General features: G+C 41.0%; 23 protein-coding genes. 8 read left to right on the top strand and 15 right to left on the bottom strand.

The genetic code is table 11. The annotated features are described in order from the left end of the window. Positions 1-28 precede the first annotated feature (28 nt). On the top strand, positions 29-289 hold the full coding sequence (locus ABJF57_RS01300; RefSeq protein ID WP_462235249.1) for a THUMP domain-containing protein: 261 nt from the start codon (positions 29-31) through the stop codon (positions 287-289). 141 nt (positions 290-430) lie between these two features. On the opposite strand, the gene ABJF57_RS01295 is transcribed toward ABJF57_RS01300, so the two are convergent. Beyond that, positions 431-1,870 (bottom strand): flotillin family protein, encoded by a 1,440-nt coding sequence (locus ABJF57_RS01295; protein WP_462235251.1) that lies wholly within the window; start codon positions 1,868-1,870, stop codon positions 431-433. Then, positions 1,871-2,455, bottom strand: coding sequence for a hypothetical protein (locus tag ABJF57_RS01290; protein ID WP_462235253.1), 585 nt, complete (start codon positions 2,453-2,455; stop codon positions 1,871-1,873). 75 nt (positions 2,456-2,530) lie between these two features. Here ABJF57_RS01290 and ABJF57_RS01285 point away from each other — a divergent pair, with 75 nt between their 5' ends. Next, positions 2,531-3,643, top strand: a complete 1,113-nt coding sequence (locus ABJF57_RS01285) for a THUMP domain-containing class I SAM-dependent RNA methyltransferase (protein WP_462235255.1) — start codon at positions 2,531-2,533, stop codon at positions 3,641-3,643. 119 nt (positions 3,644-3,762) lie between these two features. Here ABJF57_RS01285 and ABJF57_RS01280 read toward each other — a convergent pair whose 3' ends face one another. The 7 genes from ABJF57_RS01280 to ABJF57_RS01250 form a co-directional block, all read right to left on the bottom strand. Then, the gene (locus ABJF57_RS01280; RefSeq protein WP_462235257.1) at positions 3,763-4,257 is read right to left on the bottom strand and encodes a SixA phosphatase family protein; all 495 of its coding nucleotides are present in this window, start codon (positions 4,255-4,257) and stop codon (positions 3,763-3,765) included. 112 nt (positions 4,258-4,369) lie between these two features. After that, positions 4,370-6,808: a zinc-dependent metalloprotease gene (locus ABJF57_RS01275; protein ID WP_462235259.1), complete on the bottom strand. Its 2,439-nt coding sequence runs from the start codon at positions 6,806-6,808 to the stop codon at positions 4,370-4,372. 136 nt (positions 6,809-6,944) lie between these two features. After that, on the bottom strand, positions 6,945-9,059 hold the full coding sequence (locus tag ABJF57_RS01270) for a M3 family metallopeptidase (protein WP_462235261.1): 2,115 nt from the start codon (positions 9,057-9,059) through the stop codon (positions 6,945-6,947). A 75-nt stretch (positions 9,060-9,134) separates the two neighbouring features. Next, entirely contained in the window at positions 9,135-9,635 is a 501-nt protein-coding gene (locus tag ABJF57_RS01265) for a hypothetical protein (RefSeq protein ID WP_462235263.1), read from the bottom strand. A gap of 21 nt (positions 9,636-9,656) precedes the next feature. Then, a complete protein-coding gene (locus ABJF57_RS01260; protein ID WP_462235265.1) occupies positions 9,657-10,259 on the bottom strand; it encodes a trimeric intracellular cation channel family protein in 603 nt (200 codons plus the stop codon). 34 nt (positions 10,260-10,293) lie between these two features. Next, on the bottom strand, positions 10,294-11,064 hold the full coding sequence (locus ABJF57_RS01255; protein WP_462235267.1) for a CPBP family glutamic-type intramembrane protease: 771 nt from the start codon (positions 11,062-11,064) through the stop codon (positions 10,294-10,296). Positions 11,065-11,068: 4 nt separating this feature from the next. After that, the gene (locus ABJF57_RS01250; RefSeq protein WP_462235269.1) at positions 11,069-12,055 is read right to left on the bottom strand and encodes a DUF5694 domain-containing protein; all 987 of its coding nucleotides are present in this window, start codon (positions 12,053-12,055) and stop codon (positions 11,069-11,071) included. 193 nt (positions 12,056-12,248) lie between these two features. Between ABJF57_RS01250 and ABJF57_RS01245 the strand changes: the two genes are divergently transcribed. Then, positions 12,249-13,118: a LytTR family DNA-binding domain-containing protein gene (locus ABJF57_RS01245; protein ID WP_462235270.1), complete on the top strand. Its 870-nt coding sequence runs from the start codon at positions 12,249-12,251 to the stop codon at positions 13,116-13,118. 20 nt (positions 13,119-13,138) lie between these two features. Here ABJF57_RS01245 and ABJF57_RS01240 read toward each other — a convergent pair whose 3' ends face one another. Further along, positions 13,139-13,945 (bottom strand): helix-turn-helix domain-containing protein, encoded by an 807-nt coding sequence (locus ABJF57_RS01240; RefSeq protein ID WP_462235272.1) that lies wholly within the window; start codon positions 13,943-13,945, stop codon positions 13,139-13,141. 74 nt (positions 13,946-14,019) lie between these two features. Here ABJF57_RS01240 and ABJF57_RS01235 point away from each other — a divergent pair, with 74 nt between their 5' ends. Next, positions 14,020-14,835, top strand: a complete 816-nt coding sequence (locus ABJF57_RS01235; RefSeq protein WP_462235274.1) for a DUF5694 domain-containing protein — start codon at positions 14,020-14,022, stop codon at positions 14,833-14,835. Positions 14,836-14,886: 51 nt separating this feature from the next. Here ABJF57_RS01235 and ABJF57_RS01230 read toward each other — a convergent pair whose 3' ends face one another. Continuing rightward, a complete protein-coding gene (locus tag ABJF57_RS01230; protein ID WP_462235275.1) occupies positions 14,887-16,089 on the bottom strand; it encodes a hypothetical protein in 1,203 nt (400 codons plus the stop codon). Positions 16,090-16,188: 99 nt separating this feature from the next. Between ABJF57_RS01230 and ABJF57_RS01225 the strand changes: the two genes are divergently transcribed. Further along, positions 16,189-17,259 (top strand): helix-turn-helix domain-containing protein, encoded by a 1,071-nt coding sequence (locus tag ABJF57_RS01225; RefSeq protein ID WP_462235277.1) that lies wholly within the window; start codon positions 16,189-16,191, stop codon positions 17,257-17,259. On the opposite strand, the gene queG is transcribed toward ABJF57_RS01225, so the two are convergent. From queG to ruvB, 3 genes are read right to left on the bottom strand one after another with little or no spacing between them, the layout of a single operon-like run. Then, a complete protein-coding gene (queG, locus tag ABJF57_RS01220) occupies positions 17,231-18,169 on the bottom strand; it encodes a tRNA epoxyqueuosine(34) reductase QueG (RefSeq protein ID WP_462235279.1) in 939 nt (312 codons plus the stop codon). The genes ABJF57_RS01225 and queG overlap by 29 nt on opposite strands. A gap of 27 nt (positions 18,170-18,196) precedes the next feature. Further along, the gene (locus tag ABJF57_RS01215; RefSeq protein WP_462235281.1) at positions 18,197-18,784 is read right to left on the bottom strand and encodes a superoxide dismutase family protein; all 588 of its coding nucleotides are present in this window, start codon (positions 18,782-18,784) and stop codon (positions 18,197-18,199) included. A 39-nt stretch (positions 18,785-18,823) separates the two neighbouring features. Continuing rightward, positions 18,824-19,849, bottom strand: a complete 1,026-nt coding sequence (ruvB, locus tag ABJF57_RS01210; RefSeq protein ID WP_462235283.1) for a Holliday junction branch migration DNA helicase RuvB — start codon at positions 19,847-19,849, stop codon at positions 18,824-18,826. 67 nt (positions 19,850-19,916) lie between these two features. Here ruvB and ABJF57_RS01205 point away from each other — a divergent pair, with 67 nt between their 5' ends. From ABJF57_RS01205 to ABJF57_RS01195, 3 genes are all read left to right on the top strand, one after another. Beyond that, a complete protein-coding gene (locus ABJF57_RS01205; RefSeq protein WP_462235285.1) occupies positions 19,917-20,948 on the top strand; it encodes an FAD:protein FMN transferase in 1,032 nt (343 codons plus the stop codon). A 58-nt stretch (positions 20,949-21,006) separates the two neighbouring features. Beyond that, positions 21,007-21,717, top strand: a complete 711-nt coding sequence (locus ABJF57_RS01200) for a ZIP family metal transporter (RefSeq protein ID WP_462235287.1) — start codon at positions 21,007-21,009, stop codon at positions 21,715-21,717. 69 nt (positions 21,718-21,786) lie between these two features. After that, entirely contained in the window at positions 21,787-22,650 is an 864-nt protein-coding gene (locus tag ABJF57_RS01195) for a substrate-binding periplasmic protein (protein ID WP_462235289.1), read from the top strand. A gap of 23 nt (positions 22,651-22,673) precedes the next feature. Here the strand turns inward: ABJF57_RS01195 and ABJF57_RS01190 are convergent, their stop codons facing one another. Continuing rightward, a complete protein-coding gene (locus ABJF57_RS01190) occupies positions 22,674-24,827 on the bottom strand; it encodes a methyl-accepting chemotaxis protein (protein ID WP_462235291.1) in 2,154 nt (717 codons plus the stop codon). Positions 24,828-24,848 lie beyond the last annotated feature (21 nt).

Here is a 24,848-nt window from a genome sequence, read left to right as displayed (position 1 = left end):
CAAATGAAGGTTGTATTTTTGTGCTTCTATGAAATTAGCCATCAAGTTTGATTGGTCCAATTTCCTGGATGTGGATCAAGCTTTTGCCATTGACCCGGTGATATTCGCTGATGTTTTCACTCACTCTAAGTATGTTGGGTTGAAAACCAAAGATGCGATGGCCGATCAATATCGAAACAAGTATCGCAGACGCCCTTCTATTGACACGGATAAGCTAGATGTGCTTTTCAATGTTCACAGTGCGAATGATTTTTTACAATTTCTATGGATAGCTCTGGGGTCGTCCTGAATCAAGGAGGCTACAGAGAAAAAGGCCACCGCACTCCAATGAATGAGGTTTTGGCTGCCGTGGTTTTGATTTGATGACTTTGTTTGAGAAGGATGTGGGCAAAGCACAAAAAAGCCCTCGATATAGAGGGCTTAGGGTAACTTATTCTTCAGTCTTTGGTGGCTTTGGTTTTGCTAACGGCTTTTTCGTTTTCACTTCTTTTGCCATTTGCTTGATTTCTTCTGTCGACTTTCCCTTCAGGTATTCTGGCAATTGCATCCCTGCCATATCAAACATTTCTTGCAATGGAGGAACAGACTTGTATAGTCCCGAGATGAAATTAGCAGTAGAGGTTCTTTCGCCTTCACCATTGCCACTGTCCCATACGGTTACTTTGTCAATCTTAATGTTTTTGATAGCTTCTGTTTGTAACCTTACAAGCTCATCCATCTTATCAGCAATGATTAGAAGCACCGCATCTTTGGAGTTTTTACCAGCAGCGTCTACGATTTGCTTAAATCCTTCCGCTTGCTTAGTTAATACTTCGAAAATACCTTTCGCCTCAGCCTGCTTTTTAAAAAGTATAGCATCCGCTTCTCCTTTTGCAATTCTTCTTATGTTTTCGGCTCGTGCTTCTGCATCAATCTCTACTTTTTCTTTATCGATTCTGGCTGGTACTACTACATCTGCAGTTTGACTTGCCTGATCTCTTTCTGCTCTTGCATTCTCCGCTTCCTGTTCTGCGGCATATGCTTCTTCCAACGCTTTCGCAGTTTGCACTTTTTCCGCAGCTGTTGCCTGTCTTTGTGCCTCTGCTTCACGTTCTCTACGAATCGCATCCGATTGAGCAATTGTAATTTTTGCCAGGTTTTCTCCTTCAACCGCGGACGCATCTGCGGATGCTACTTTCACACGCTGCTCTTGTACCGCATTAGCTTCGCCAATTGATCCATCTCTGTCTTTTTCTGCTACACTTTTTCTTGCATCGTTAATCGCTTTTGCTGCTGCTTCCTTACCCAGCGCCTCTATGTAACCTGACTCATCCTTTATATCTGTTACATTGACATTAATAAGTTTCAGACCAATTTTCTTTAATTCAGCTTCTACATTGTTGGCAACATTTGCAAGGAATTTATCTCTGTTGTTATTGATTTCCTCAATGTCCATGGTAGCTACCACTAAACGGAGTTGACCGAAGATGATGTCTTTTGCCAAATCGTGAATGCTGGGTTGATCCAATCCAAGTAAGCGCTCAGCAGCGTTTGTCATGATCCCTTCTTCAGTTGAAATACCCACAGTAAATCTGGAAGGAACATCCACACGAATATTTTGCCTACTTAAAGCATTTGTTAGCATTACTTCAATGGAGATAGGAGTAAGATCAAGAAATTCATAATCCTGAATGATTGGCCAGATAAATGCTGCTCCGCCATGGATACATTTGGCAGAAAGCCCAGAGTTGTCAGCACCTCTACCAACCTTTCCATATACGACCAGAATACGATCGGATGGACATCTTTTGTAGCGCTGGAAAAGCCCAATTAAGATGACAAAGATGAAGACAACTACTACTCCAATGATGATAATAAAAGAACCTGACATTTATTTTGATTTAGTAATAAGTAAAACATTGTCACCGATAATATCCGTAACTTCAATAACAGTCCCGACTGAAAGATCATCTTCATCATCGGTTATAGCCTCAAGCTCGCGTAGAGAACCCTGAACCTTTACAGAAACTCTACCAATATTTCCTCGCTTGGCCATAACAGGAATATATACTTCACCAACTTTCCCAATGGCATTTTTGAACGACATGGTTCCGCTATCAGTGAGCCTGCTGAAATAATAAAAGATACTCCCCATGATGATCATCATAACCGCACCTGCCGAAATAGAAACAATAAGAGTAAGCCCTAAAGTGAAATCTGAGTCTAGGCAGGCAATCCCAGTCCATGAGAAAATGGTGAAGAATGCCACAAAGTTTTTTAAGGTGAAGAACTGGAAACCTACACCGTCATCCATCTCCACATCAAAATCAGCCCCTCCATCTGAATCAAAGTCTCCTCCAATAAAAGTGAGAATTGTTTGTATTATGAAAATAAGTGTAGATGGAATAGCGAAAGCCCAGTAAATTTGCTGAATCAGCGACATTGATTCCCACCATTCTGAAAAACTGAAGTCCATAAGAAAAATTTAGGGTTGAAATTAAATCATTTTAACATTGATAAGTTGCAGATAGAAAAAAAATAAGTACAGTCAATGAAATTAACCATCAAGACACTTTTCGGATTTGAGGACATTCTGGCAGAGGAGGTAAAAGCACTCGGCGGAGAGAAAGTGGAGAAAATCACCAGGGGTGTAAAGTGCGAGGGCAACCCTGCTTTCCTATATCGCGCAAATCTCTGTTTGAGAACTGCACTAAAAATACTTGTCCCGATCTACACGTTTCACGCACGTGACGAAAAGCAGTTATACAATAAAGTGATGGAATTTGATTGGTCCAATTTTCTGGATGTAGATCAAACTTTTGCCATTGATCCGGTGATATTCTCAGAAGTTTTTACCCACTCCAAATATGTGGGGTTGAAAACCAAAGATGCGATGGTCGATCAATATCGAAACAAGTATCGCAGACGCCCTTCCATTGATACAGATAAGCCAGATGTGCTTTTCAATGTTCATTGTGCCAATGATTTTTTCACGATCTCTATGGACAGCTCTGGAGCAGCACTGAATCAGCGAGGCTACAGAGAAGAAGGCCACCGTGCACCGATGAATGAGGTGCTGGCCGCAGGTATGGTGATCTTATCGGGATGGGATAAAAAAACACCACTTGTTGATCCCATGTGCGGAAGTGGGACGATTTTAACAGAGGCCGCCATGATTGCGATGAACATGGGGCCAAATCTGAAGCGCAAAGAGTTTGGCTTCCGAACCTGGCCAGAGTATAGTCCGATCTTGTTCAACAATGTGAAGACCGAAGAGTTGAATAAAATGCGAAAACCAAGCATGGATTTGACGGGAATAGACATTGATGATAGCGCGATTACGCTGGCGAGAAAAGCTTTGGGCAAGATCGGTTTACGGAGAGAGGTACGTATCAAAACGATGGACTTCAGGGACTTCAAACCGATCAATGATAAAGGGATAATCATCACCAATCCACCTTATGGTGAGCGAATAGGAGATGACATCCTTGAATTCTACAAAACCCTGGGAGATGCCTTTAAGCAAAATTTCAATGGGTATGATGCCTGGTTGATCAGCTCCAATAAGGAGGCGCTGAGGCAAATTGGACTGAAAGATTCTGAGCGCATCAAGCTATACAATGGGAAGCTTGAGTGTGACTTCTGTAAGTATGAGTTGTATTGACTCGTTCTTCAATACGTCATTGCGAAACTGCCTGCTGTAGGCAGGCGCAGTGAAGCAATCTCATAGTCATTCTTCTCTCGTTAATGACAGAGACTATGTTTATTGTTTTTGCGGATTCCTTAAAACTTCAATCTCACCAGTTTTCCTTTGCCTACCTCATTGGTGACAATGATGATCAGGTTAGAATAGTCTTTCTCATCAAACTGACTAAAGGTTTCATTTCCTACCAATGCATTGGCCAAAGCAGGAATGGTGTTTGAGTGACCGGAAATCACTACTGTGCCTCCTGAGTGCTTATCAATGAGTGTAGCTAACCATTCACCTTTTGCATACGGATCGTAATTCATGACTTCCATGCCTTTCATGTCAGCAATAGGCTGGAGCGTTTCCTGCGTACGTTTGAATGGGGTAGAGTAGAGGGCGCTCACTTCTTGGTTGGCCAACATCTCCGCTAGGTTAGCAGACCTGGCTGTACCATCCTCATTGAGTGGAGGATTTCGTGTGCCATCATCGCCTTTCTCTGCATGACGTACAAGGATGAAAGTAGTTTGGGTTTGCGCAAAAATAGAGATTGCGAAAATGAGTGAGAGTGTAGTAAGTAGTAGTTTTTTCATGCTGAAATTTAATTAAAAAAGTGTCATCCTGAACGAAAGTGGAGAATCTGCATCTTAATTATGTAGATTCTTCGTTGCACTCAGAATGACACTAAGTTATTTGTTTTACGGTCTACTTAGGATTCAAAATCGCATCAATACGCTTTTGGATATCCTGAAGGTGGAAGCGTGAGGTAGCATCGTTTTGTCGTGCCAGTCCACTTCTCACGTCTCTTTCCAATCGATTCAGAGTTGCCATGGCAACAGAGGGAATGTCAGAGTTTGCAAACTCATCGTCTTCCAGATTCATCAGTTCTCCAAGACGTGCTATATGCTCCTTCTGAAGGTTCCTTCGGTAAGTATCGATTTTTCTACCGTTATAGAGCTCTCCCCAAATACCTTGTCGCATTCCTGTGAAAAGGTTAGTTAGTGTATAGGCATCGCTTCCGTTCAATGCTTCATTTTCCACCAAACGCATAAGTGCTTCTTCTCTGGTAAGACGATTCAGGATTCTTACCTGAATGCCTCGCATGCGATCCACCAACCCATCTTGCTGTATTCTGCTTAGAATCTCTGCATCAACCAGCCAGTTTGGAGTGGCAAACAATTGTTCATTGAGAAACTTGACAGCTCTTTGCTGCTTTTCTTTCTCCACATGGGTATAGACTGCCCCATCCTGATCGGCCGTTTTGAAGTATTGATAAATACCGCCCACATTAGTCACTACATGTCCGTTATACCTGTTGAATTGGTTTACTACGTTTCTGTATAGTTCACTCAGGTTATCATAATTTTTGCCGTCTTCTGTAGTCCATTCCATGAGCTTATCTACTATGCGCTTAAGGTTTCTAATACCTAATTCGCTGGCAATCATTGCATCGTGACCGATATCCTCCGTTTGAGAAGTAGGATCAACACCATTCGCCTGACCAAATCTGTAAAGTGGATTGCTTGCTTTTTCTTTAATCCAGGCATTGAGGATGTCCTCTTCATCATCCGGAGAATTGATATTAGCAATTGGCTTGTAGCCATATTCAGTCACCCAAAAGTCATATTCACCCACTTTAGGGAAAAAATTTGTAATGCCATCTTCTGGCTGAGCCACATAATTGAATCGTGCATAATCCATGATGGAAGGGGCTACACCGTGTGTATCCGTAAATTCCTTGTTTCGAAGTTGATCAACGGTGTAAGATGGAGAAGATCCCATGTTGTGAGGGAATCCCAGCGTATGTCCCACTTCATGCGCAGCAACAAATCGAATCAGCTCTCCCATTAGCTCATCATCAAATTTTATTCGTTGTGCTTCTGGATTGACTGCAGCTGTTTGTACGAAGTACCAATTTCTCAAAAGGTTCATCACGTTGTGATACCAAAGGATATCACTTTCTAATATCTCTCCCGTACGTGGATCATGTACATGTGGGCCTTGTGCATTCTGAATATCCGTCGCTATATAGCGTATGACAGAGTATCGAACATCTTCCGGGCTCCAATCAGGATCTTCTTCTTTGCTTGGAGGGTCTTTTGCAAGAATGGCATTTTTAAGCCCTGCAGCTTCAAACGCTACTTGCCAGTCTTCCACTCCTTGTTTGATGTACTTTCTCCATTTCTCCGGGGTGGCAGGATCGATGTAATACACAATCGGTTTTACCGGCTCTACTGCTTCGCCTCGATTGTAGGCATCCCAGTCGCTGGGTTCCAACCTCCATCTGGTAATGAGTCTTCTTTGCGCCGCTTTTTGCTCATCTGAACTATAATCGATTTGTCGAAGAGAAAAGAACCCAACTCGCTCATCGTGATACCTGGGTACCATCGGGTCTTCAGGCAAAAGAATCATTGACTGATTCATTGAAATCGAAAGCGTCTGTGTCAGTCCATTGTCTGGAAGCTCATCGCCCCTGTACGTAAGAATGTGACGCACTTCTACATTTTCAGGAAAAGACTTCACAGAAGTAATTAACGACCTTGACTTGTCAATCCCTTTGACTTTGAATCGCCTTCTTTCCGAATCTCTCAGTCCCCCAATCATCGGGATGTCGCTTGAGAAAAAATCAGAAACTTTGATGACGAAGGCTGAAGAGTCATCTTTCATGGTTTCCAATGAAAAGGACTCGATGATCGGCTCAAAATTGTTGTTCTTTACTGACGTATAAATGGGTTCGTCTTCATTGGCCACATTGTTGAAGGAAACAGATCGCATCAAGATTTTGCTTCCCATTTTTTGAAATCGGATCACCTGCTGTGGACGGGATTTCATTCCAGCTCCTCCAAAGTTGAGCCCTTTGACATGCCCGGCTATTCGTGACACAATCAGTATTTCTCGTTCCAACAGGTCTGCTGGAAGCTCAAAATAATAATCATCACCGACCTGATGAGAAATGATGAGTCCATCATCGGTGACAGCTTCATCTGTAATTACCTCTGAATAGCTCTTGAGGCCATTCTTTTTCTTCTTAGGTGCTGCTTGCCCAGCATCATCACCTTTCTTATTTTTCTTTTTCTGAGCCTGGATGTCTGTAGTGAACCCTACAAAGATCATCGCCAGCATCAATACAAGTACTCTTTTCATACTGCTTTTGGTTTAGTTTTTCGATTGGCAACTTAACCATGCAACATATGAAAAGGATTTAGTTTTATTTGAGCGGTAGTCTGAAACAAAAAAGGCCAGCTAAATGCTGGCCTCCTGACATTTTATTTATGACAATTTAGTTGAATCCACGTCTTTCCAGAATTGCTTCAAATTTTGGCTCCCTCCCTCGGAAGTTGACATACATCTCCATCGCGTCTCTGGTGCCACCTTTGGATAAGATATGCTCCCTATAAGCACTCGCCGTTTCTGTGTCAAAAAGTCCATTCTCTTTGAAAGCACCAAATGCATCTGCATCCATCACTTCAGAATTTAGATAGCTATAGTATCCCGCGGAATATCCTTCAGGATTTGAGAATGCGTGTTGGAAATAGCCGGTTCTGTATCGTGGCACAATTGCATCGATCATTCCGATTTTATCCATTGCTGCCTTTTCAAAATCATCAGCATTCATGGTAATTGGCTCAGTCACGGTATGATATGCCATATCCAGGTAAGAGGCTGCCATATATTCTACTGTTCCAAATCCTTGGTTAAACTGTCCCGCATTTTTAATTTTTGCTACCAATTCAGAAGGCATCACTTCTCCTGTTTCGTAGTGGAATGCATAAAGCGCTAACATTTCAGGTTCAAATACCCAGTTTTCCATTACTTGAGAAGGAAACTCTACGAAATCTCTTGGTGTAGATGTTCCGGAGATGGAAGGGTAAACACACTCTGAAAGCAAGCCATGCAAAGCATGTCCAAATTCATGAAATAGGGTTGTGGCTTCACCTTGAGAAAGCAGCGATGGAGTATCCCCCGTTGGTTTAGTGAAGTTCCCTACATTCGTAACAATCGGAATGATGTTATTTCCATCCATCTTGCTTTGACTTCTGTAAGTGTTCATCCACGCACCACCTCTTTTGCTGCTTCGGTAAAACCAGTCAGATAAGTAAATGCCTATCAGTTCACCTTTTTCATTTTTCACGGTATAGGTGCGAACGTCCGGATGATATTTTGGAATGTCAGTTTGCTCTTCGAAGGTCATTCCAAACAGCTTGTTAGCAAGCGTGAAAGTGCCGTTGATGACATTGTCTACCTTCAAGTATGGACGGATTTCATTTTCATCCAGGTTGTATTTTTCCATCTTGATTTTTTCAGCATAGTGCCACCAGTCCCAAGGCATGATATCGATGTTATTGCCTTCTTTGACGGCCATCTCCTTCATCATATCTCGTTCGTTTTTTGCTGCTTGGATAGCAGCAGGCCATACTTTGTCTAGCAGGTTGTACACCTTATCAGAAGCATCAAGCATGCGTTGTGCAAGCACATAATCTGCCCAACTTTCGTAACCCAGCAGGTTGGCTTTTTGCAATCTTACATTGGCAAGTTGTACCGCAAGTTCCTTATTGTCATTTTCATCATCATTGTCTCCCCTATTGATGTATCCCTTTTTCAATTGCTCTCTCAAATCTCTTCTGGTAGAGTAGGTGATGAATGGGTATAAGCTCGGGCGATGGGTGGTAAACACGTACTTACCTTCATAGCCTCTTTCCTGGGCGGCATCTGCGCCAGCATTGATCACGCTTTCAGGTAGTCCATCCAAATCTTCTTCGGAAAGGACCAACTCAAATTTGTTGGTTTCGGCAAGCACATTTTCGCCAAAAGCAACAGATAGCGATGAAAGCTGGCCGTTTAGCTCACGCATTTTTGTTTGCTCTTCATCAGTGAGGGCAGCTCCCGCACGGACAAAGCCTGTGTGATAATTTTCGAGTAGTTTTTTCTGCTCAACTGAAAGGTCCAGCTCTTCTCGCTGATCGTATAGGGTTTTTACACGTGTATAAAAATTTCCATTCAGGAAGATGTTATCCCCATGTGCAGAGAGCTTCGGACTGATCACTCTCGAAATTCCTTGCAGCGAGTCATTGGTATTTGCTGAAGTAAGGTTGAAAAAAACATTACTCACCTTATTGAGTAAACTTCCCGACTTTTCGAAATCTGCAATAGTATTTTCAAAAGTTGGAGGCTCTTCATTGTTGGCGATGGCCTCAACTTCTTCGAGCTGCTGACTCATGCCATCTTCAAAGGCTTGCATGTAGTGCTCGTCTTTTATTTGATCAAAGGGAGGGACTCCATAAGGAGTGTCGTATTCCTGATAGAATGGATTATCTGTTTCCATTTCTTTATTTTCTGATGGTGTCTGACAGCTGAATAAGACTCCAGCAGTCAGCAGGTAAAGCAATTTTTTCATGTTTCGGTTTCTTGGTTGCTAGGTAAAAGTAGCAATGAGTTTTGACAAATAGAGGACTTTTAGGTACAAGAGGGTTTAGTGGTCTTTCGGAGGAGGATACTTTTTTTCGATCTCAAGGACTAGTTTTTCAACATACGTGAAATCTGCTTTGGATTTAATCCAATAATTAAATGAAAATAAGTCTCCGTTGTAAACAAACCTAATTTCATTATTGCCTCCATGATAGCTTCCAAAAAATTGTTTCGGCATACCTGAATATTCATCAACATAGATGGTAAGCTTTTTTAAGTCAGAGTATGGGATTAATTGGTCTCGAATTTTAATAGAATCTTCATAGATTATTATTTGATCTCGCTTTTTGCCGTAGGACTTGATTCCCATTTCTTTATAGCTCTCATTTTTTACTTTAAAAAGCCAATAGCCTAAGTAACCAATAGAGATCACCCCTATACCTGAGAGGTACAATGCTTTTAGTAGAAGGATAGCTATGATGATAATTAGTATTCCACCAACGATCAGCCATTCCTTGACCACCTTCTTTTTACTTTCTTCAAAGATGAGCGTCTGATAATCCATAGCAATTCAATTGATTGATGATCACGAAATATCAGGCAACTTCCATTTGAACTTCACTGCCAGTACGCGAAACGACGCAATGAAAGAAACAGTGATGAGAATGTTCCACTCTTGCTCCAATCCCAATCGCTGAAGTATAACATACAGTATGCCTCCGAAAAGACACGTAAGTGCATAAATCTCCTTCCTGAAAATCAGGGGGATTTCGTTGCAAACGATATCTCGGAGCACGCCCCCAAATACAGCGGACACCATGCCCATCATTATGGCGATGATTGGATGAACTCCCAATGTCAATGCTTTTTGCAACCCCAAAACAGTAAAGACTGCAATTCCTACAGTATCGAACATGAAGAACGTTCTTCGCAGTTTTAGTACGGCCTTGCCAAATAAAAGTGAGATCAGAACGCCTGCCCCTATCATGCTTAGATAAATGAGATCATTCATCCACCCTACAGGTGTGCTGCCAAGCAAAACATCCCTTACGGTGCCCCCTCCGATAGCGGTGATTAAGCCCACAGCGGCAATGCCAAAGAAATCTAATTTTTTATCTCTGCCGGCCAGGGCTCCACTAATGGCAAAAACCATTGTGCCAAGTATGTCGATGAAATAGAGAACAGTCACGGAGCGAAAGTAGTGACTATTCTCATTTTTCTTGTCAAAATGCCTTGATAGCTACGTCCATTAAATAATGAACTATTCCAAGCCAAAATATATCTCTGCTTCGATAGGCCGTGTATAAAATGACGGTGGTTAAACTACCAGTCAGTACAAAGAAGGTTATGATATGACCAATTGGATCTCCTTCGGCAATTGATCCCGGCACATGAGCCAATGCGAATAAAACCGCAGGTATTCCTATGGCCCATTTAATTCCTACTGCCCATTTCAGTCTAACGAACAGAAAAGCGACTGCTACGTTCTCGAAAAAGATGGCAGGGAAATTTGATAGTGTTTCAAGTTCTATAGCATGTGTAGCTATCTCACCAATCCTTTGCAATTCTCCTCTGATGACTAAGAAGATGAAGATGCCCAGTACAGATGAAGCCAATCCGAATAGCAGCTTTAAGCCCATGTTTTTAGTGCTTAAAAAGACAGTTTGCGCTGACTGTGACCGAAGAATAAGAGCTGCAGCAATGGGCGAAAAGATGATGACATTATTCAGTGGCCATATGAGCAAATTGACGAGCTCGTTTTGAGAAGTAGGTATTAAATAACCAGCCGAAAATAGCTGACCTATGGCCAAAATAGCAATGGCAGCTGCCATCCCAAGGATGAAATCCATCCGAGGTTTGTCAGATGATTTGATTGGCTCAATGTCCCATGACCGGTTCATCCGGTTAAGTAAAAACCAACTACCGCAAATGCTGAGATATGCAACAGTAAGTGGTATGATAAAGTAGGAGTTTGATTGCATTATTTCTTCCATGATTTTATTTGTTTAGTCTGTTTATGATTTGTCCGTAGGTAGTCACTGTATGCCCTTGTGCTTCAAGAAATCGCTTGATGTGCGTGACATGTGCGCCACCAACTGTGAGTAAAATGGTATTTGCTGATTGCGCATTTGCTTCCTGAATTAGGCGGTCAGCCATGATTTGGTTACGCTTGAGCCAGTAGGTTTTGATAGCTTTGGCTTCTGTTGATTTGGGAAGTTTTTTAGGCAACTCATCGATTAGCTCAGAAAAAGAATTTTGAAATTCCGGACCATTGATGAACTCCATGAGCTTGCCTTCTTTATTGGCTTTGCGGTATTTTTTTTGAGTTTTAAGGTAGACTTTGAGGGGTTTCCATTTCAAGCTGAAGAATAGCTTCTTCAACACTTTTTTGTTGTTCTGTAAAAAGGAATCCTCGCCGTACCGATAGTCAATTCCATGTAATTTTTTTACCCCGAGTTTTTGGGCGGCAGGAAAAACCATCAAGCCGTATTCAGAGTTGTTCAGTTTCCTCTGGAATTTGGAGAAGTAGTACAATGAATCCCCAGCTTGCTGTATTTGAAACCATTGGTAGTAAGCATTCCATAGATCATAGGAGGCATAATGGTTTGCTCCTTCGAGTAGCGCGCGCTTATTGCGGTATTTTCCCCAGAAAGGATCACCTTTTTTGATGGAGCTGACGCTCAATGCAGAATCGACCGGAAAAGCATTGTGGTATTTCAATGAATCTCTTAGCCGGTCTGCACGCTTCATGGTATTGGGCCAGATTTCACTTAGACTCAAGGTGTCATTTACAGGAATGGCTTCAATGCAAATCATGTCGGGATTTAGACTTATAATGAAGTCTTGAACAGCTTGGAAGTCTTGAAGTGATTTGTGATCGTCATCGAAATAGTGTGTGGTGCCTATAATCGTGATATCTAATCTCCCCTGACTATAGCAGAGTGCACTGATGGCAAGGAGGCTAATTGTGATAATTGTTTTCATGATGTGTTCGATTTGTTTTCTTCAAAGCACACACATGAAAAGAATCATTTATGCAAATGATGTCTCTACTCTTGATTTGAATGTCTGAAATCAGGGTATTTTGAAATCAATAGTTGCCGGATCATTGTCTGAATTCCTATATTGATGTCTGAAATCTGATAAGAAAATGTGGCTGTCACTGAATTATGATTTATTGAAAAGGTGGAAACCTATCATTATTACCACGCTTATCATTGAGCTGGTATATCAGGCAATCATCTACCTCCATCCGGAAAATCTGGATTGGGTTGGAAGCGATGACTTTTCGCTTGGCAACATGCTGAGATTTATTTTTATTGATCAGTTTTTAATCGAATGCGTTTCTGTTGCGATTATTTTCCAACTCATACGACTGTATGGAGAAAGGCTTAGGCTTGTCGATTTGAAATTGAATATTCGTGAAATCTTCCTGTATGAGCTCAGGTTTTTGCCCATTCTCTTGACCTCATTTTTTGTGTTTGCGCCTTTTACGCTTACGATTCGGTTTTTATATCACCATAGTTCAGCTATTGATTGGGATGTCTACTTCAATGACTACTTCTACAGTACCACGCTATATTTCAATTACCTCACACCTGTTTTATTGATTGGATATATCATTATCAATGTTAACCTTATCTATCAGTACAACCTTCAATTGGGGGAGACTAAGCTTGATCTCAGGGAAGCCAGGAAAGTGAAAGTAAAGAATCGCCTCTGGGCATCAGATGCTTTTGGAGAGCTGTTTTTGGATACGAACAAAGTGCAATGGGTAGAACGTGAAAGCCGCAAGACCTATGCATATGCAGATACTGAGAAGTACCGCTTGAAAGAAAACATTACGGAACTCGAAGAAAAGCTCGATCCCAATTCATTTATCCGAATCAACAGAAGTACGATCGTAAACCTGGAATTTATCCTCAACTACTCCTTTTGGGAAAATGATAAGTACATCGTACGCATCAAAGATTCAACTAAAGAATTTGTGATGAGTAGAGAGCGGCTAAACAAAATCAAAGACAAGTTTTCACTACTATCTGCTTGAGGTGGACATTTTTTGAGCGTCTAAACTTGATTCTCCTCATTAAAAACAATCAAATCGTTTGTGGAAAACTCCAATTTATTAAATAACTGAGTCGGTGTTAGCCCTGTAATTCGCTTGCATTCCCGAATAAAATGTGATTGGTCATAGTATCCAAAAGCAAGTACGTCCATCAATTTGTTGGTCGATTTACTCTTCATATGCGCTGTGGAATCATTGAAGCGGATAATATTCAGGAGCTTCTTAGGTGTTAAACCAAAATGCTTTTTGATTCTCCTTTCCAATGTCTTTGAGGAGATACCCAGTTGCTCGGTTACTTCATAAATATTAGCGCCGCTTCGCATGATGGCATCTAGAAAAGTCTCAACTTCATCGTTTTTTTTTAAGATCTGAAATAGCGGATAAATCCATTGATCTAGTTTGCCTACATCCAGCTTTTCGTTATCAAAACTCAAGCTTTTAAATGTTTCTAATACCTTCTGGGGAAGAAGCTCTGCAAGATCAAAATCTATGCGTGGGGGGTATAGCTTGCCGAATGCATCATACGCAAGAACACTGGGTTTGAATTTTATATTCAATGCTTTCATAGAATTCATTCTAAAGAGCAAAGAGTGATTTGTGGCCGGATATCCTCCCAGTTTTTTGGCCTCAATGAAGGTGTTGTTTTCAGTATCCAAAATCTGAAAACCACCATCTATCAGTAGCCAACATTCCAATCTAAAATTTGGAATGGTCTTGAAGAATGAGGGCTCATCGATAACATAAAGCTGATATCTTTCTATGTAGTGTTTTACCTCTTCTTGTATGGGCGAAAGTTCAATTAACTTCATGTGTGTCTGTTTTATCCAATCTTTTTAACGATATGAAAAATAATTTGCATTGGATTTTAACAATGTAATTATATATGAAATATCTGCTTTATTGTTCACTTCTTTTTGTTGGGCTGGTTTCTGAAGCGCAAGACAAAAAAGTAAAAGCGCTTCTCATCGGAACGTCCCATTGGGCGGACTATGGACGCGAGGGTACTGACGTTACACAATCTTCTGTCATAGATATTCTAAAGGACGAGTATCAGAAAGAGCTTAAACAAATCGCAAAAAAAATTACCCAATTTGGTCCCAACAAGATTTTTGTGGAACGTCCGGTAGACTATCAACCCAAACTCGACTCATTGTACAAAGTGTATCGATCTACTGATTGGGGAGAGCAGAGGCGCAATGAGATTTTTCAATTAGGATTTAGAGTTGCAGATAAAATGAACCATGAGCAAGTCTTTGGTGTGGACTTCTTAGGTACCGATTTCCCTTTCGATAGCCTCGTTCAGGCCATGGTAGCGGCAGAGCAGTTTGAAATGATGGATCAGTTTAGGAAAATACAGATGAATATGGAGAAGGAGAGTCGCGATATCGTTTCTAGCGGAGCCTCTTTGAAAGAAATTTTCACCATAGAGAACTCGCCGGAATCAAGAAGAGAAAACTTTGGGTGGTATCTGGATGGAGCCAACGTGGCTGGCGACCTTGACAACAATATTGGTTCGTATCTCGCTTCCGAATGGATCAGTAGAAATGTTTACATGTATGGGATTATTCAAAAATATGTGGAGGCTGAGGATGATAAGCTCATGATTTTGTTGGGAGCAGGTCACATTGCTGTAATTGCTAATTTGATCTCCTATAACCCGAACTGGGAGATTGTGGAGTTAAAAGACATTCTGGAATAAGTAGGAGAGTTGACAGATCTTATCTCAATGCTGAGATAAGATCTACTTAGTCTAGTAGTTTGGTTTAGGGTATTGATCATCCGGGGACAAGAGTAGGATATCATAACTGCGAAGCTCAAATGCAATACCTTTCGAAACTTCTATTTCATCGTTTTCCATCATCTTTCTAAAAGGCCTAAGGTCAAGTGCTGTCCATTGATCTTTTCTGCCAAGTTCAAGAAATAAGGATGTTGACTTCCATCCACGTTTTCCAACATTACTCTTTCCATTACGATAGGCAATTAAATGACGGATGGACAAGAATCCCGACTGATCTGAGGCTGTTTTTTCTGTAAGAAACTTCCCCATATCGTCTACTTTAAATTGAGATAGGCCGTGAGTAAGATGAACGCCACCCAATTTTAGAAAGACTTTTGGACTCTCCTCATCAGAGTTTACGTAGTACTTTGCAAAATTGCTTTTCATATAGTCCGCTCGCTGCTGGTTGCTGCCTCGTCCTGAATCGTAGCGACAATAGATATCCCAGCTTTTGCGCATGTCATCAATTATGGCTTTTGCCTCATCGTCGTTTTCCATCATTTTCAAGTAGTCGTTGATGATTTCATTAGACAGATACCAGCAGTAGACACTTTGTCCGCTGACCTTACTCTTAAGGATATTTTTGTGAATGAGCGTTTTTGCTTTCTCGTATGCAGCCTGAAGTTCAGGAGTAGGTTGCTTGGCAAGTTTATGGATGTTATCTAAGTGCATTTCATAGGAGAAGAGATACTCCTGATCTAAACCCCAAAAGGTAAAACCAAGCCGTGATGCTTCTTCCATAAAAATGGCATCTTCTATTTTTGAAGCAAAGACGAAAAGCGGTTTTCGAGGTTTTGCATATTTTCTACTGTATGCTTTTATGTTTTCTCGGGTATCGCTGGGATCAAATGTGATTTCTTGAAGCACTGACGCAGAATGCGGGCCAAGTTCCAATGCCATATTCTTAAATCCTTTTTCCTTTAAAACCCCTAGGATTCCTGTGGTGAAAAAAGACAGTTGAGCCGAATTGTGTACTTCGGCTATTCCCACAAATTGATTTTCATCGATCCACTTCAACCATTGCTCCCTTGCGTTCCCATTTATCCCATGTCCTTCCGAAAGAGAAAATCTCATTGCAGAAGCTTCCATCATTTCAGATGTCAGCACCTTTTGACCGTGAAGCTGAAAGAAGCCAGCTAGCATGAGGATGTTAATTGAGAATATTTTGATATTCATGTTTAGATCTTTTGATGTATTTAAACTCGAATGTCGACCAATGGACTGAGATTTTCTTGAAGAAATCGTTTATCTAAATTCAAATGAACAAATTTGTGAATGCCTGAATTTAATGCCTTTCAGCTGATCATCATCCTGGGACTTGTCAATGGCTTGATCTTGTTGTTTTCGTTGAGTTCTCTGCCGAAAAAGTTTAAAAGACCTGCCAAAATTTTAGGATGGTTTATTCTAGGATACACCGCGTATGTATCTAATTGGACAATTTTTGCTTCGCTGGGCTACCATTATCACGTTACGCCATTGTGGATTCCCTCCCTCTTTTTTTTACCCGGCTTAACCTACCTTTTTAGCAAATCCATTACGAGTTCAAGCCCATTTATAAGGTCGGATATTTTTTTTCTTGTACCGGGAATATTAGACAGTGTTTTCCAGCTGGGCAAGTGGGTTTGGTATTTGCAGAATCATGAAGGGTACTATTTCCCGATGGATGATCGTACAGAGTTTTTCATTTACGAAGGCATCGGTTTGTTGTTCGCCAGCTTCTGTATTTATAAGATTACTCGTCTGATCAAAAAAGCATCGCTAAAGAGAAACGATGCATTCAAATTCTATCGTTATGCTTTTTTCTTTTTACTGTTCGTATTGATCAGGTGGATGATTATGTACCTCATAGATTATTTCAATCCTGCCATTCTGACTTTTGAATTGCAATTTACTTTTTGGTCAGTGGATCTCTTGTTTTTCCTTTTTCTTGGCTATCGGAGTTTGGTTGCTCCAGCGAAGTACGTTTCACAGATTCCAATTGAGAAGAATTCTGACATGTCGCAGGAAGCTCAGGAATTGATTGCCGTATTGGAGGATGAGAAGCTTTACTTAAATCCCGAGTTTAGTAGGAAGCATTTGGGGGATAGACTTCAGCTGTCTGATGTGAAAATATCCAATATTATCGGGAATCAATTGGATACCACATTTTATGAATTGGTCAATGAGATGCGTGTGAGAGAAGCTAAACTATTATTAAACCAGGGGCTAAGCAGTACATTGACTTTGGAAGCAATTGCACAGCGTGCAGGGTTTAAATCGAAGACTACTTTTTATAAATTTTTCAAAAATAAGCTAGGGATGAACCCTAGAGAATACCTTAAGAGTCAGACGAGCCAGTCTCAATAAATTGCAAATTCCTTTTCAGTCCTTCATACTTTGTTCGTTTTACTGCGGATTTTTTGAACACCTTCTGAAAGACCTCTTTGGTAAGTTCTTTCCAATCCTGCTCATCGAATTTTTCCCACCCTTGTGGGTTGAAATTTGATTCTTGATGTGGTTTTGAAAAACGATTCCAGGGACATACATCCTGACAGATGTCACAGCCGAACGCCCAGCCTTCCATTTTGCTTTGGAATTCATTGGGGATTTCATCCTTCAGCTCAATGGTGAGATACGAAATACATCGGCTACCATCTACCACATATGGAGCAGGAATAGCATCTGTGGGGCAGGCATCCTGACACGCGGTACATGTACCGCAATAGTCTTTCATGGGACCATCGGGCGCTAGATCAAGATCGATAATGAGCTCAGCTAGAAAGAAAAAACTGCCCATGTCTCTGTTCAATAAAAGCGAATTTTTACCAATCCATCCTAGTCCGCTTTTGGCGGCCCAGGCACGCTCATGCACAGGGGCTGAATCTACAAAAACACGCCCGTCCACGTCACCGATTTTTTCTTGAATTAAGCTTAAGAACTCCTTCAACTTTTCTTTTACGATGAAGTGATAGTCCTGACCATATGCATACTTCGCAATTTTAGGAGTGTGGCCGGAATGACTTTTCTCTGGATAATAATTGTAAATGAGCGAAACGACTGATTTTGCTCCAGGCACTAACAGGGTAGGGTCTAGCCGCTTATCAAAGTGATTTTCCAGGTAACCCATTTTTCCTTGATAACCTCGATTGAGCCATGCTTCGATGCGTGGGGCTTCTTCTTCGAGAAATTCTGCCTTAGAAATACCGCAGAAAGAAAACCCCAGATTAGTGGCGATCTGTTTTATTTGTTGAGCGTGGGAGGCTGTGTGGGATTTCATTCTTCTCCCAAAGAAAAGATTAAAAACTTACTGAAGCAATTGCGCATCTAAAACGACCGTGCCTCCTGCAATTTTTGCATTGGTATGTCCGTGCTGATGGCCGTGACCCGGATCACATTCATTGGCAAAATCTTCAAAATTCTCGTGTACAAAGAGAACTGTTCCAGCGACATCTTTTTCATCATCGGTTCCAAGAGCCCACAAATCTGTTTTAAGTGCAAATGTTCCGTTGCCCTCACCATCAATATCGATGTTTCCAATATCTCCAGCAAAAGTTTTAGCCCAAACTTCACCTAAACTTCTAATGTTACAAAAACCTCTATCAAGCCTGTTCTGATTCCAGTGTCGCCCCGGATTTTCCAGTGTGCCTTGGTGGAGATGCATGGCATGTTGGCTGTTTGGTTCCAATCCTGCCAGGCTGACTTTCAGGCTGGTAACGCCATCTTGGTATATAAAAGCGGCATTGCCAATCCATGTTCCTTGTTCAAAAGTTTCACCATCTGAAGAGCTCACCAAATAGATGTCTGCTGTCGCAAAAGTTTTTGGTCCAGGCGCTTTGTCATCACCGCAGCTGATGAAAAGAGGAATGATCAGAAGTAATGTCAGTGCTCTCATGTGCGTTTTTTGTTAAAACAATATGCAAAAATCAAACCACTAAAACAGTGTGCCCGATTGTGATGGAGGAAGAATGCCCAAATGCTTATAAGCCAGTTCTGTAGCTTCTCTTCCCCTGGAAGTACGTTTTATATAACCTTCTTGAATGAGAAACGGTTCGTAAACCTCTTCAATGGTCTCAGATTCTTCACTGCAAGCGGTGGCGATTGTTCCAAGTCCTACCGGTCCACCTTTAAACTTATTAATGATGGTAGACAAGATGCGATTGTCCATTTCATCCAGACCATGGTCATCAACATCCAGTGCCTTTAAGGCCATCTTTGAGATATCCAGTGTAATGGATCCATCGCCTTTAATCTGTGCAAAATCCCTTGTTCTTCTAAGTAGATTATTGGCGATACGCGGGGTGCCTCTACTTCTACGTGCAATTTCGAATGCAGCTTCTTGATCGATGATGGAGTTAAGAATATCGGCAGATCGACCAACAATTGTTGTCAGCAACTTAGAATCATAGTATTCCAGTCTGGCATTGATACCAAATCGGGCACGAAGTGGGGAAGTCAACAACCCAGATCGCGTAGTAGCGCCTATGAGCGTAAATGGATTCAATTCTATTTGGACCGATCTTGCATTGGGTCCCGAATCCAGCATGATATCTATTCTATAGTCTTCCATTGCGGAGTAGAGATATTCCTCTACTACAGGATTGAGGCGATGGATTTCATCAATGAAGAGTACATCGTGTGGTTCCAGGTTGGTAAGTAGTCCTGCAAGCTCACTTGCTTTGTCTAATACTGGCCCTGAAGTTACCTTGATGCTTGACTCTAATTCGTTGGCTATTATGAAAGATAAGGTGGTCTTGCCCAATCCTGGAGGACCGTGAAGTAAAACGTGATCAAGTGGCTCGGTACGCTGCTTAGCGGCCTCCACAAATATTTTGAGATTGTCCACCACCTTTTGCTGTCCCGTAAAGTCCGAAAATGAAAGTGGCCGGAGCGCTTTTTCAATTTCTTTCTCTGAGGATTCCATGTCCTCACCATCTGCTTGCAGGTAGTCTTCTCTCATTGCCTCAAATATAACTCACAAAGCAATTGAAGCCTGATTGATTTACTTTTACCCGCACATTTATGCCATGAATAAAAAACGACTGATCATCTTCGGAATTGGACTCGCCACTGCCTTTGCCTTAGTTTCTTATTTTAGAAGTGATGCTCCTCGGTTGATTCATATCACAGGGCAAACAATGGGCACTATTGTCTATAATGTCAAGTTTGTTGGTCAGGAGATTGAAGGACTCGATAAGGAGATTTCTGATAACCTCGTGGCTTTCAATCAGTCGCTATCAACCTATATTCCTTCCTCAGAAATCTCGACCCTCAATAGGACAGGAAGCTTTAAGTTTCAATCTGATTTCTTTCTTCCGGTTCTAGAAAAAAGCCGTGAAATATATAAAAATACGAACGGCACATTTGACCCCAGTATAGGCCCACTCGTTCAGGCTTGGGGTTTTGGCCCAAATAAAAGTTTACCTGAAGTGGATAGCTCCATGGTGGATTCATTAATGTCGATTGTAGGTTTTGATAAAGTCCAATTCGACAATGAAATTGTTTCAATGCCTCCTAATTTTCAGATCGATTTTAGCGCAATAGCTAAAGGCTATGCCGTGGATGTGGTGAGCGAAGTTTTGGAGTCGAGGGGGATAGCTAATTATTTGGTAGAAATAGGAGGAGAAGTCAGATGCAGAGGTGTAAACAATGAAGACAAAGCCTGGTCATTGGGTATTGAAGACCCAACCGTTTCGCAAGGAGAGCGAGCATTGATGGCCATTGTGAGATTAAAGGATCGCTCGTTAGCCACCTCTGGAAATTACCGTAATTATTACGAAAAAGATGGGAAGTTATTTGCGCACATCATAGATCCACGTACAGGATACACGGCTAAACATAATTTGCTCAGCGCTTCAGTTTTTGCGAGTGATTGCATGACTGCAGATGCGTATGCTACCGCTTTTATGGTCATTGGATTTGAATATTCCATGGAGCTCATTTTTGCATTTGATTTAGATGCAATACTCATATATCAGTCTGAAGATGGCGAGATCGAGAGTTTTGTGACGGCTGGAATACGCCCATTTTTAGAAATGAATAATGCTGGAGGGAATTAAATAACCGCATGTATGGTTTATATTTCTTAATCGAAATCACTGACAACTTACCTTTAGAATGATCCTGACTATTTTCATACTTATTGCATGTACCATTGTTGGTGGGCTTAGTCTCAAGCTGATACCAGGGATGAAGCAAAACATGAGGTTATCCTTGATTTTTGCAGGTTCTTACCTCTTTGCGATTACGATTATTCATATCATTCCGGAACTCTTCTCCGTAAGCCCTAACCCATCAAAAGTGGGTCTTTACGTACTCATCGGTTTCTTCCTCCAGCAATTTTTAGAATACTTCTCTTCCGGAGTAGAGCATGGGCATGTTCATACAAACAAAGCGGTATCATTTAATGGTAGGTTTTCCATAATAGCGGCTTTGATGATTCACAGTTTGCTTGAAGGAACATTGCTGACGCATGATTCTCCATTTCACGAAAAACATGAGTCCTACTCATTGCTTTTGGGTATTGTCCTGCATAAAATGCCAGCTGCTTTCGCTCTGATGGCGACCATGCAAGGGCTCGGCAAAAGAGCTATTTACCTACTGATCCTTTTTAGCCTGGCCTCTCCAATGGGATTGATTTTAGGTGATTTTATCCTTCTCTCAGAGGATTCTGTACTGATTGTTTTTGCAGTGGTCTGTGGTAGTTTTCTTCACATCTCAACGACCATTTTTGTTGAAGCGAGCCCAGAACATCACTTCGGATTAAACAAAATATTGATAAGTCTAGCCGGTGCTTTGCTGGCCATATTGGTTGAGTTTTTAATATAAGAGAGGTTCCTAAATCCATTCCCAATACCTAACTTAGTAGTCCTATTTTTTACCTAAATCTTATCAGCCATGAAGAGGAATTTGGTTGTTTTCTTTTTGTTATCCCTTAGTTTTCAACTATACACCCAAAGTTTTAATGGCGATACATGGGAAAATGCCAGAAAATCAGGCAAAGCCGATATTGTGGTTACATACGCTGAAGTTCCGAAGTATTCAGAAATGATCGATGGTCAACCATCAGGGATTTGTTTTGAGATCATGGATCATTTTAAGGAATTTGTAGAATCTACTTATGGCATTCAAGTAAATATCCAGAATAGATCTATCAACGACCCCACCAATTGGGGGGCTTTCATGGAGTCGGTTAGATCAAGTTCGGGAGGTGTTTTTGGGCTTGGAGATGTTTCTATTACAGAGGATAGACAATTGCAATACAAATTTAGTCCACCGTATCTTGCGAATGTTGCAATACTGGTTACTAATAAAGACGTGTCAAGTCTTTCCTCGATTGAGCATATTTCCTCTGAGTTTTCTGGCATGACAGCAGTTGTGCAACGAGGTTCATCTCATGATAAAAGGGTTCAGAAACTTCAAAAGTTATACGGAGGGTTCGATATTACTTATGTGGATAATTCTGCTGAAAAAATCACCACGGTTTTATCTTCTTCTCGTTACTTCACGTACATAGATTTTCCCAATTATCTTGAAAGTATTTTGGATGGTGTAAATATTAAACGGCATGGCGAGGGTGACGATGCTGGCGAAAAATTCGGAATTCTTATGCCCAAAAATAGTGACTGGTCTGGCGTTATGCGATCCTTCTTTCAATCAAATGGAGGATATACACTGAGTGATCGATATCGCAAATCTTTGAAAGATAATCTAGGAGAAAAGATTCTTAGACTTACGGATGCACTAGCTCAAAAAGACTAACCACTGCTTTCAAGTTAGCGAGGCTATTTTTTTATTAAATTCAATTTTTCAATCTCCTCTTTGAGTGATGAGGCCACTCCTCCCATTTGCTGAGCTTTCTCAAAAAAGCTTTTCATTCCGGAGGAAAGTTGAGTTACGGCAGATGCAGTTTCTTCAGTTCCAGCGGCCGTCTCCTCGGCTATTACTACTACAGACTCTGAAATAGAAACCACCTTAGTAACATTTTCTTTTTGTGTTGTAGTGGCTTTAAGAATATCCTCAGAATGACTAAGAGTTCGAGTACTTGATTGCTCTATTTCGTTGAACACCATGGCTGCATCCTCTGAGGTTTTCTTCCCGTTCGCCACTGTTTTATTCATAGCTTCAATTGTGTTTGAAGCTTCTTCCGTATCTTTTTGCACATCAAGAATAAGCTGCTCAATTTGGGAAGCCGACTTTTTTGAGTCTTCCGCAAGCTTGCGTATTTCCTCTGCGACCACCGCAAAACCTCTACCTGCATCTCCTGCCTGTGCAGCTTCTATGGCCGCATTAAGTGCCAATAAGTTGGTCTGACTGGCTATCTCTGATATAACGTCAATTACACGTGTTATTTCCTTCGATCTATTGGTTAATACATCCATAGATGTATTCGTTTTTTGCGAAAAAGAGGCTATTTGATTCATGCTATTTAAAAGATTCTCAATCATTATGCGGCCTTTCTCACCACTTTCAAATCCGATCTTAGCCGCAGTATTTATAGCAGCGGCACGCTCTTTCATGTCGTTGGATGAATTAAGAATCCCCTCAATTAATGATGATACTTCGTCTACTTGTGTCACTTGATTTTGAGCTCCAGTGCTAATTTCTGAGATCGCAGATGCGATCTCTTTTGTATTGGAATTCATTTCCTCACTCACAGTGAGCATTTCATCAGAGGATTGATCGACAATGTCTGAATTTTCAGAGATCTTATTCAATAGCTCATTCAATCCAATAATAGCTTTATTTAATGAATCAGTCAGATTGAAAATTTCGCCTTTTTCTGGACGATCGTATTTTTTAGTCAAATCCCCTTTCGACATGGCAAGTGTGATGTTGTTCAGCATAAGCATTGGACTTGAGATTGATACCAACAGGTCATTTATTGCGATACTTAGCTCCCTCCAGGCCCCTCGCTTGTCAGAAGATTCAATCTTAGCACTCAACATCCCTTCCTCGCCGGCGATTCGAACCACCTCTTTTGTGTCATCGATTACTCTTTTTAGGTTGTTGCGCATTAAAATCAATGAATTTCCTAAAACATCTTGAGCACTTCTCGTGTTGAAATCCGTCTCAAGATTTCCTTTTCCTATCTCGCTTGCGAATGTTGACAAGAGTTTGAAGCTTTCTATTAATGAGTTTATACCCTGGCTCATTTTCCCAATTTCGTCGTTACTTTTTATTGAAATGGGTTCTGCAATTACCCCCTGACTCATTAGCGAAATCTTTTCTTGGAGGGCATTCAAGGGATTAGTGATATTGCTAGAAAGCCAGTTTGCAATGATGATCGCAATGATGGTTCCAATTACACTCAGGATTAGAATCATCGAATTTAGGGAACTGAAAGAATTTTCCATATCCATAGTGAGACTTGATAGCTCTTGTTTTTTTTCAGCCAACACCTGATCAACCTTCTCTACAAGCACGCCGGATTTTGGTATGACATTCCTTTCCAAAAGCTCCTCACAGATTAGTACGTTAATGATATCCTCATATTCATTTTCTGAATGAAGGATTTCCACAATTGTCTTTTGACTCACTAGTATGCTGTCAAATGATTCGATAGCACTGGTAATTATTTGATCGCTGGAACCTATTTCTGTCGGTGAAGCTATGTGTGATATCAAATCCTTCTTAAGAAGCGGATAAATATTTGAATGTATATCTTCCAGTTTTTCTTTGTCTTTCTTGTATTTGGAAACGTAGACCCAATTGGTAGCATATGACCGTGAATTTTCAACGGCATTTCTAAATTCATTGATACTTTCTATAGATCGATTGATGTCATTAGTCACTTTATCTAGTACATCTATACTGTTCGAAAGTGTAATAAATGTATAGGCTCCATAAATGACGTTGATTGTTATGATAAATATGAAGCTGAATTTGATTTTTCTACCAATTGTAGAGTTTAGAAAATGAAATCTTTCATTGAGCATAGTCACTAAAATAATGCATCC

The sequence above is a fragment of the Ekhidna sp. genome, assembly GCF_039940915.1.
GTDB lineage: Bacteria > Bacteroidota > Bacteroidia > Cytophagales > Cyclobacteriaceae > Ekhidna.
This window is presented reverse-complemented; position numbering and strand designations above follow the sequence as displayed.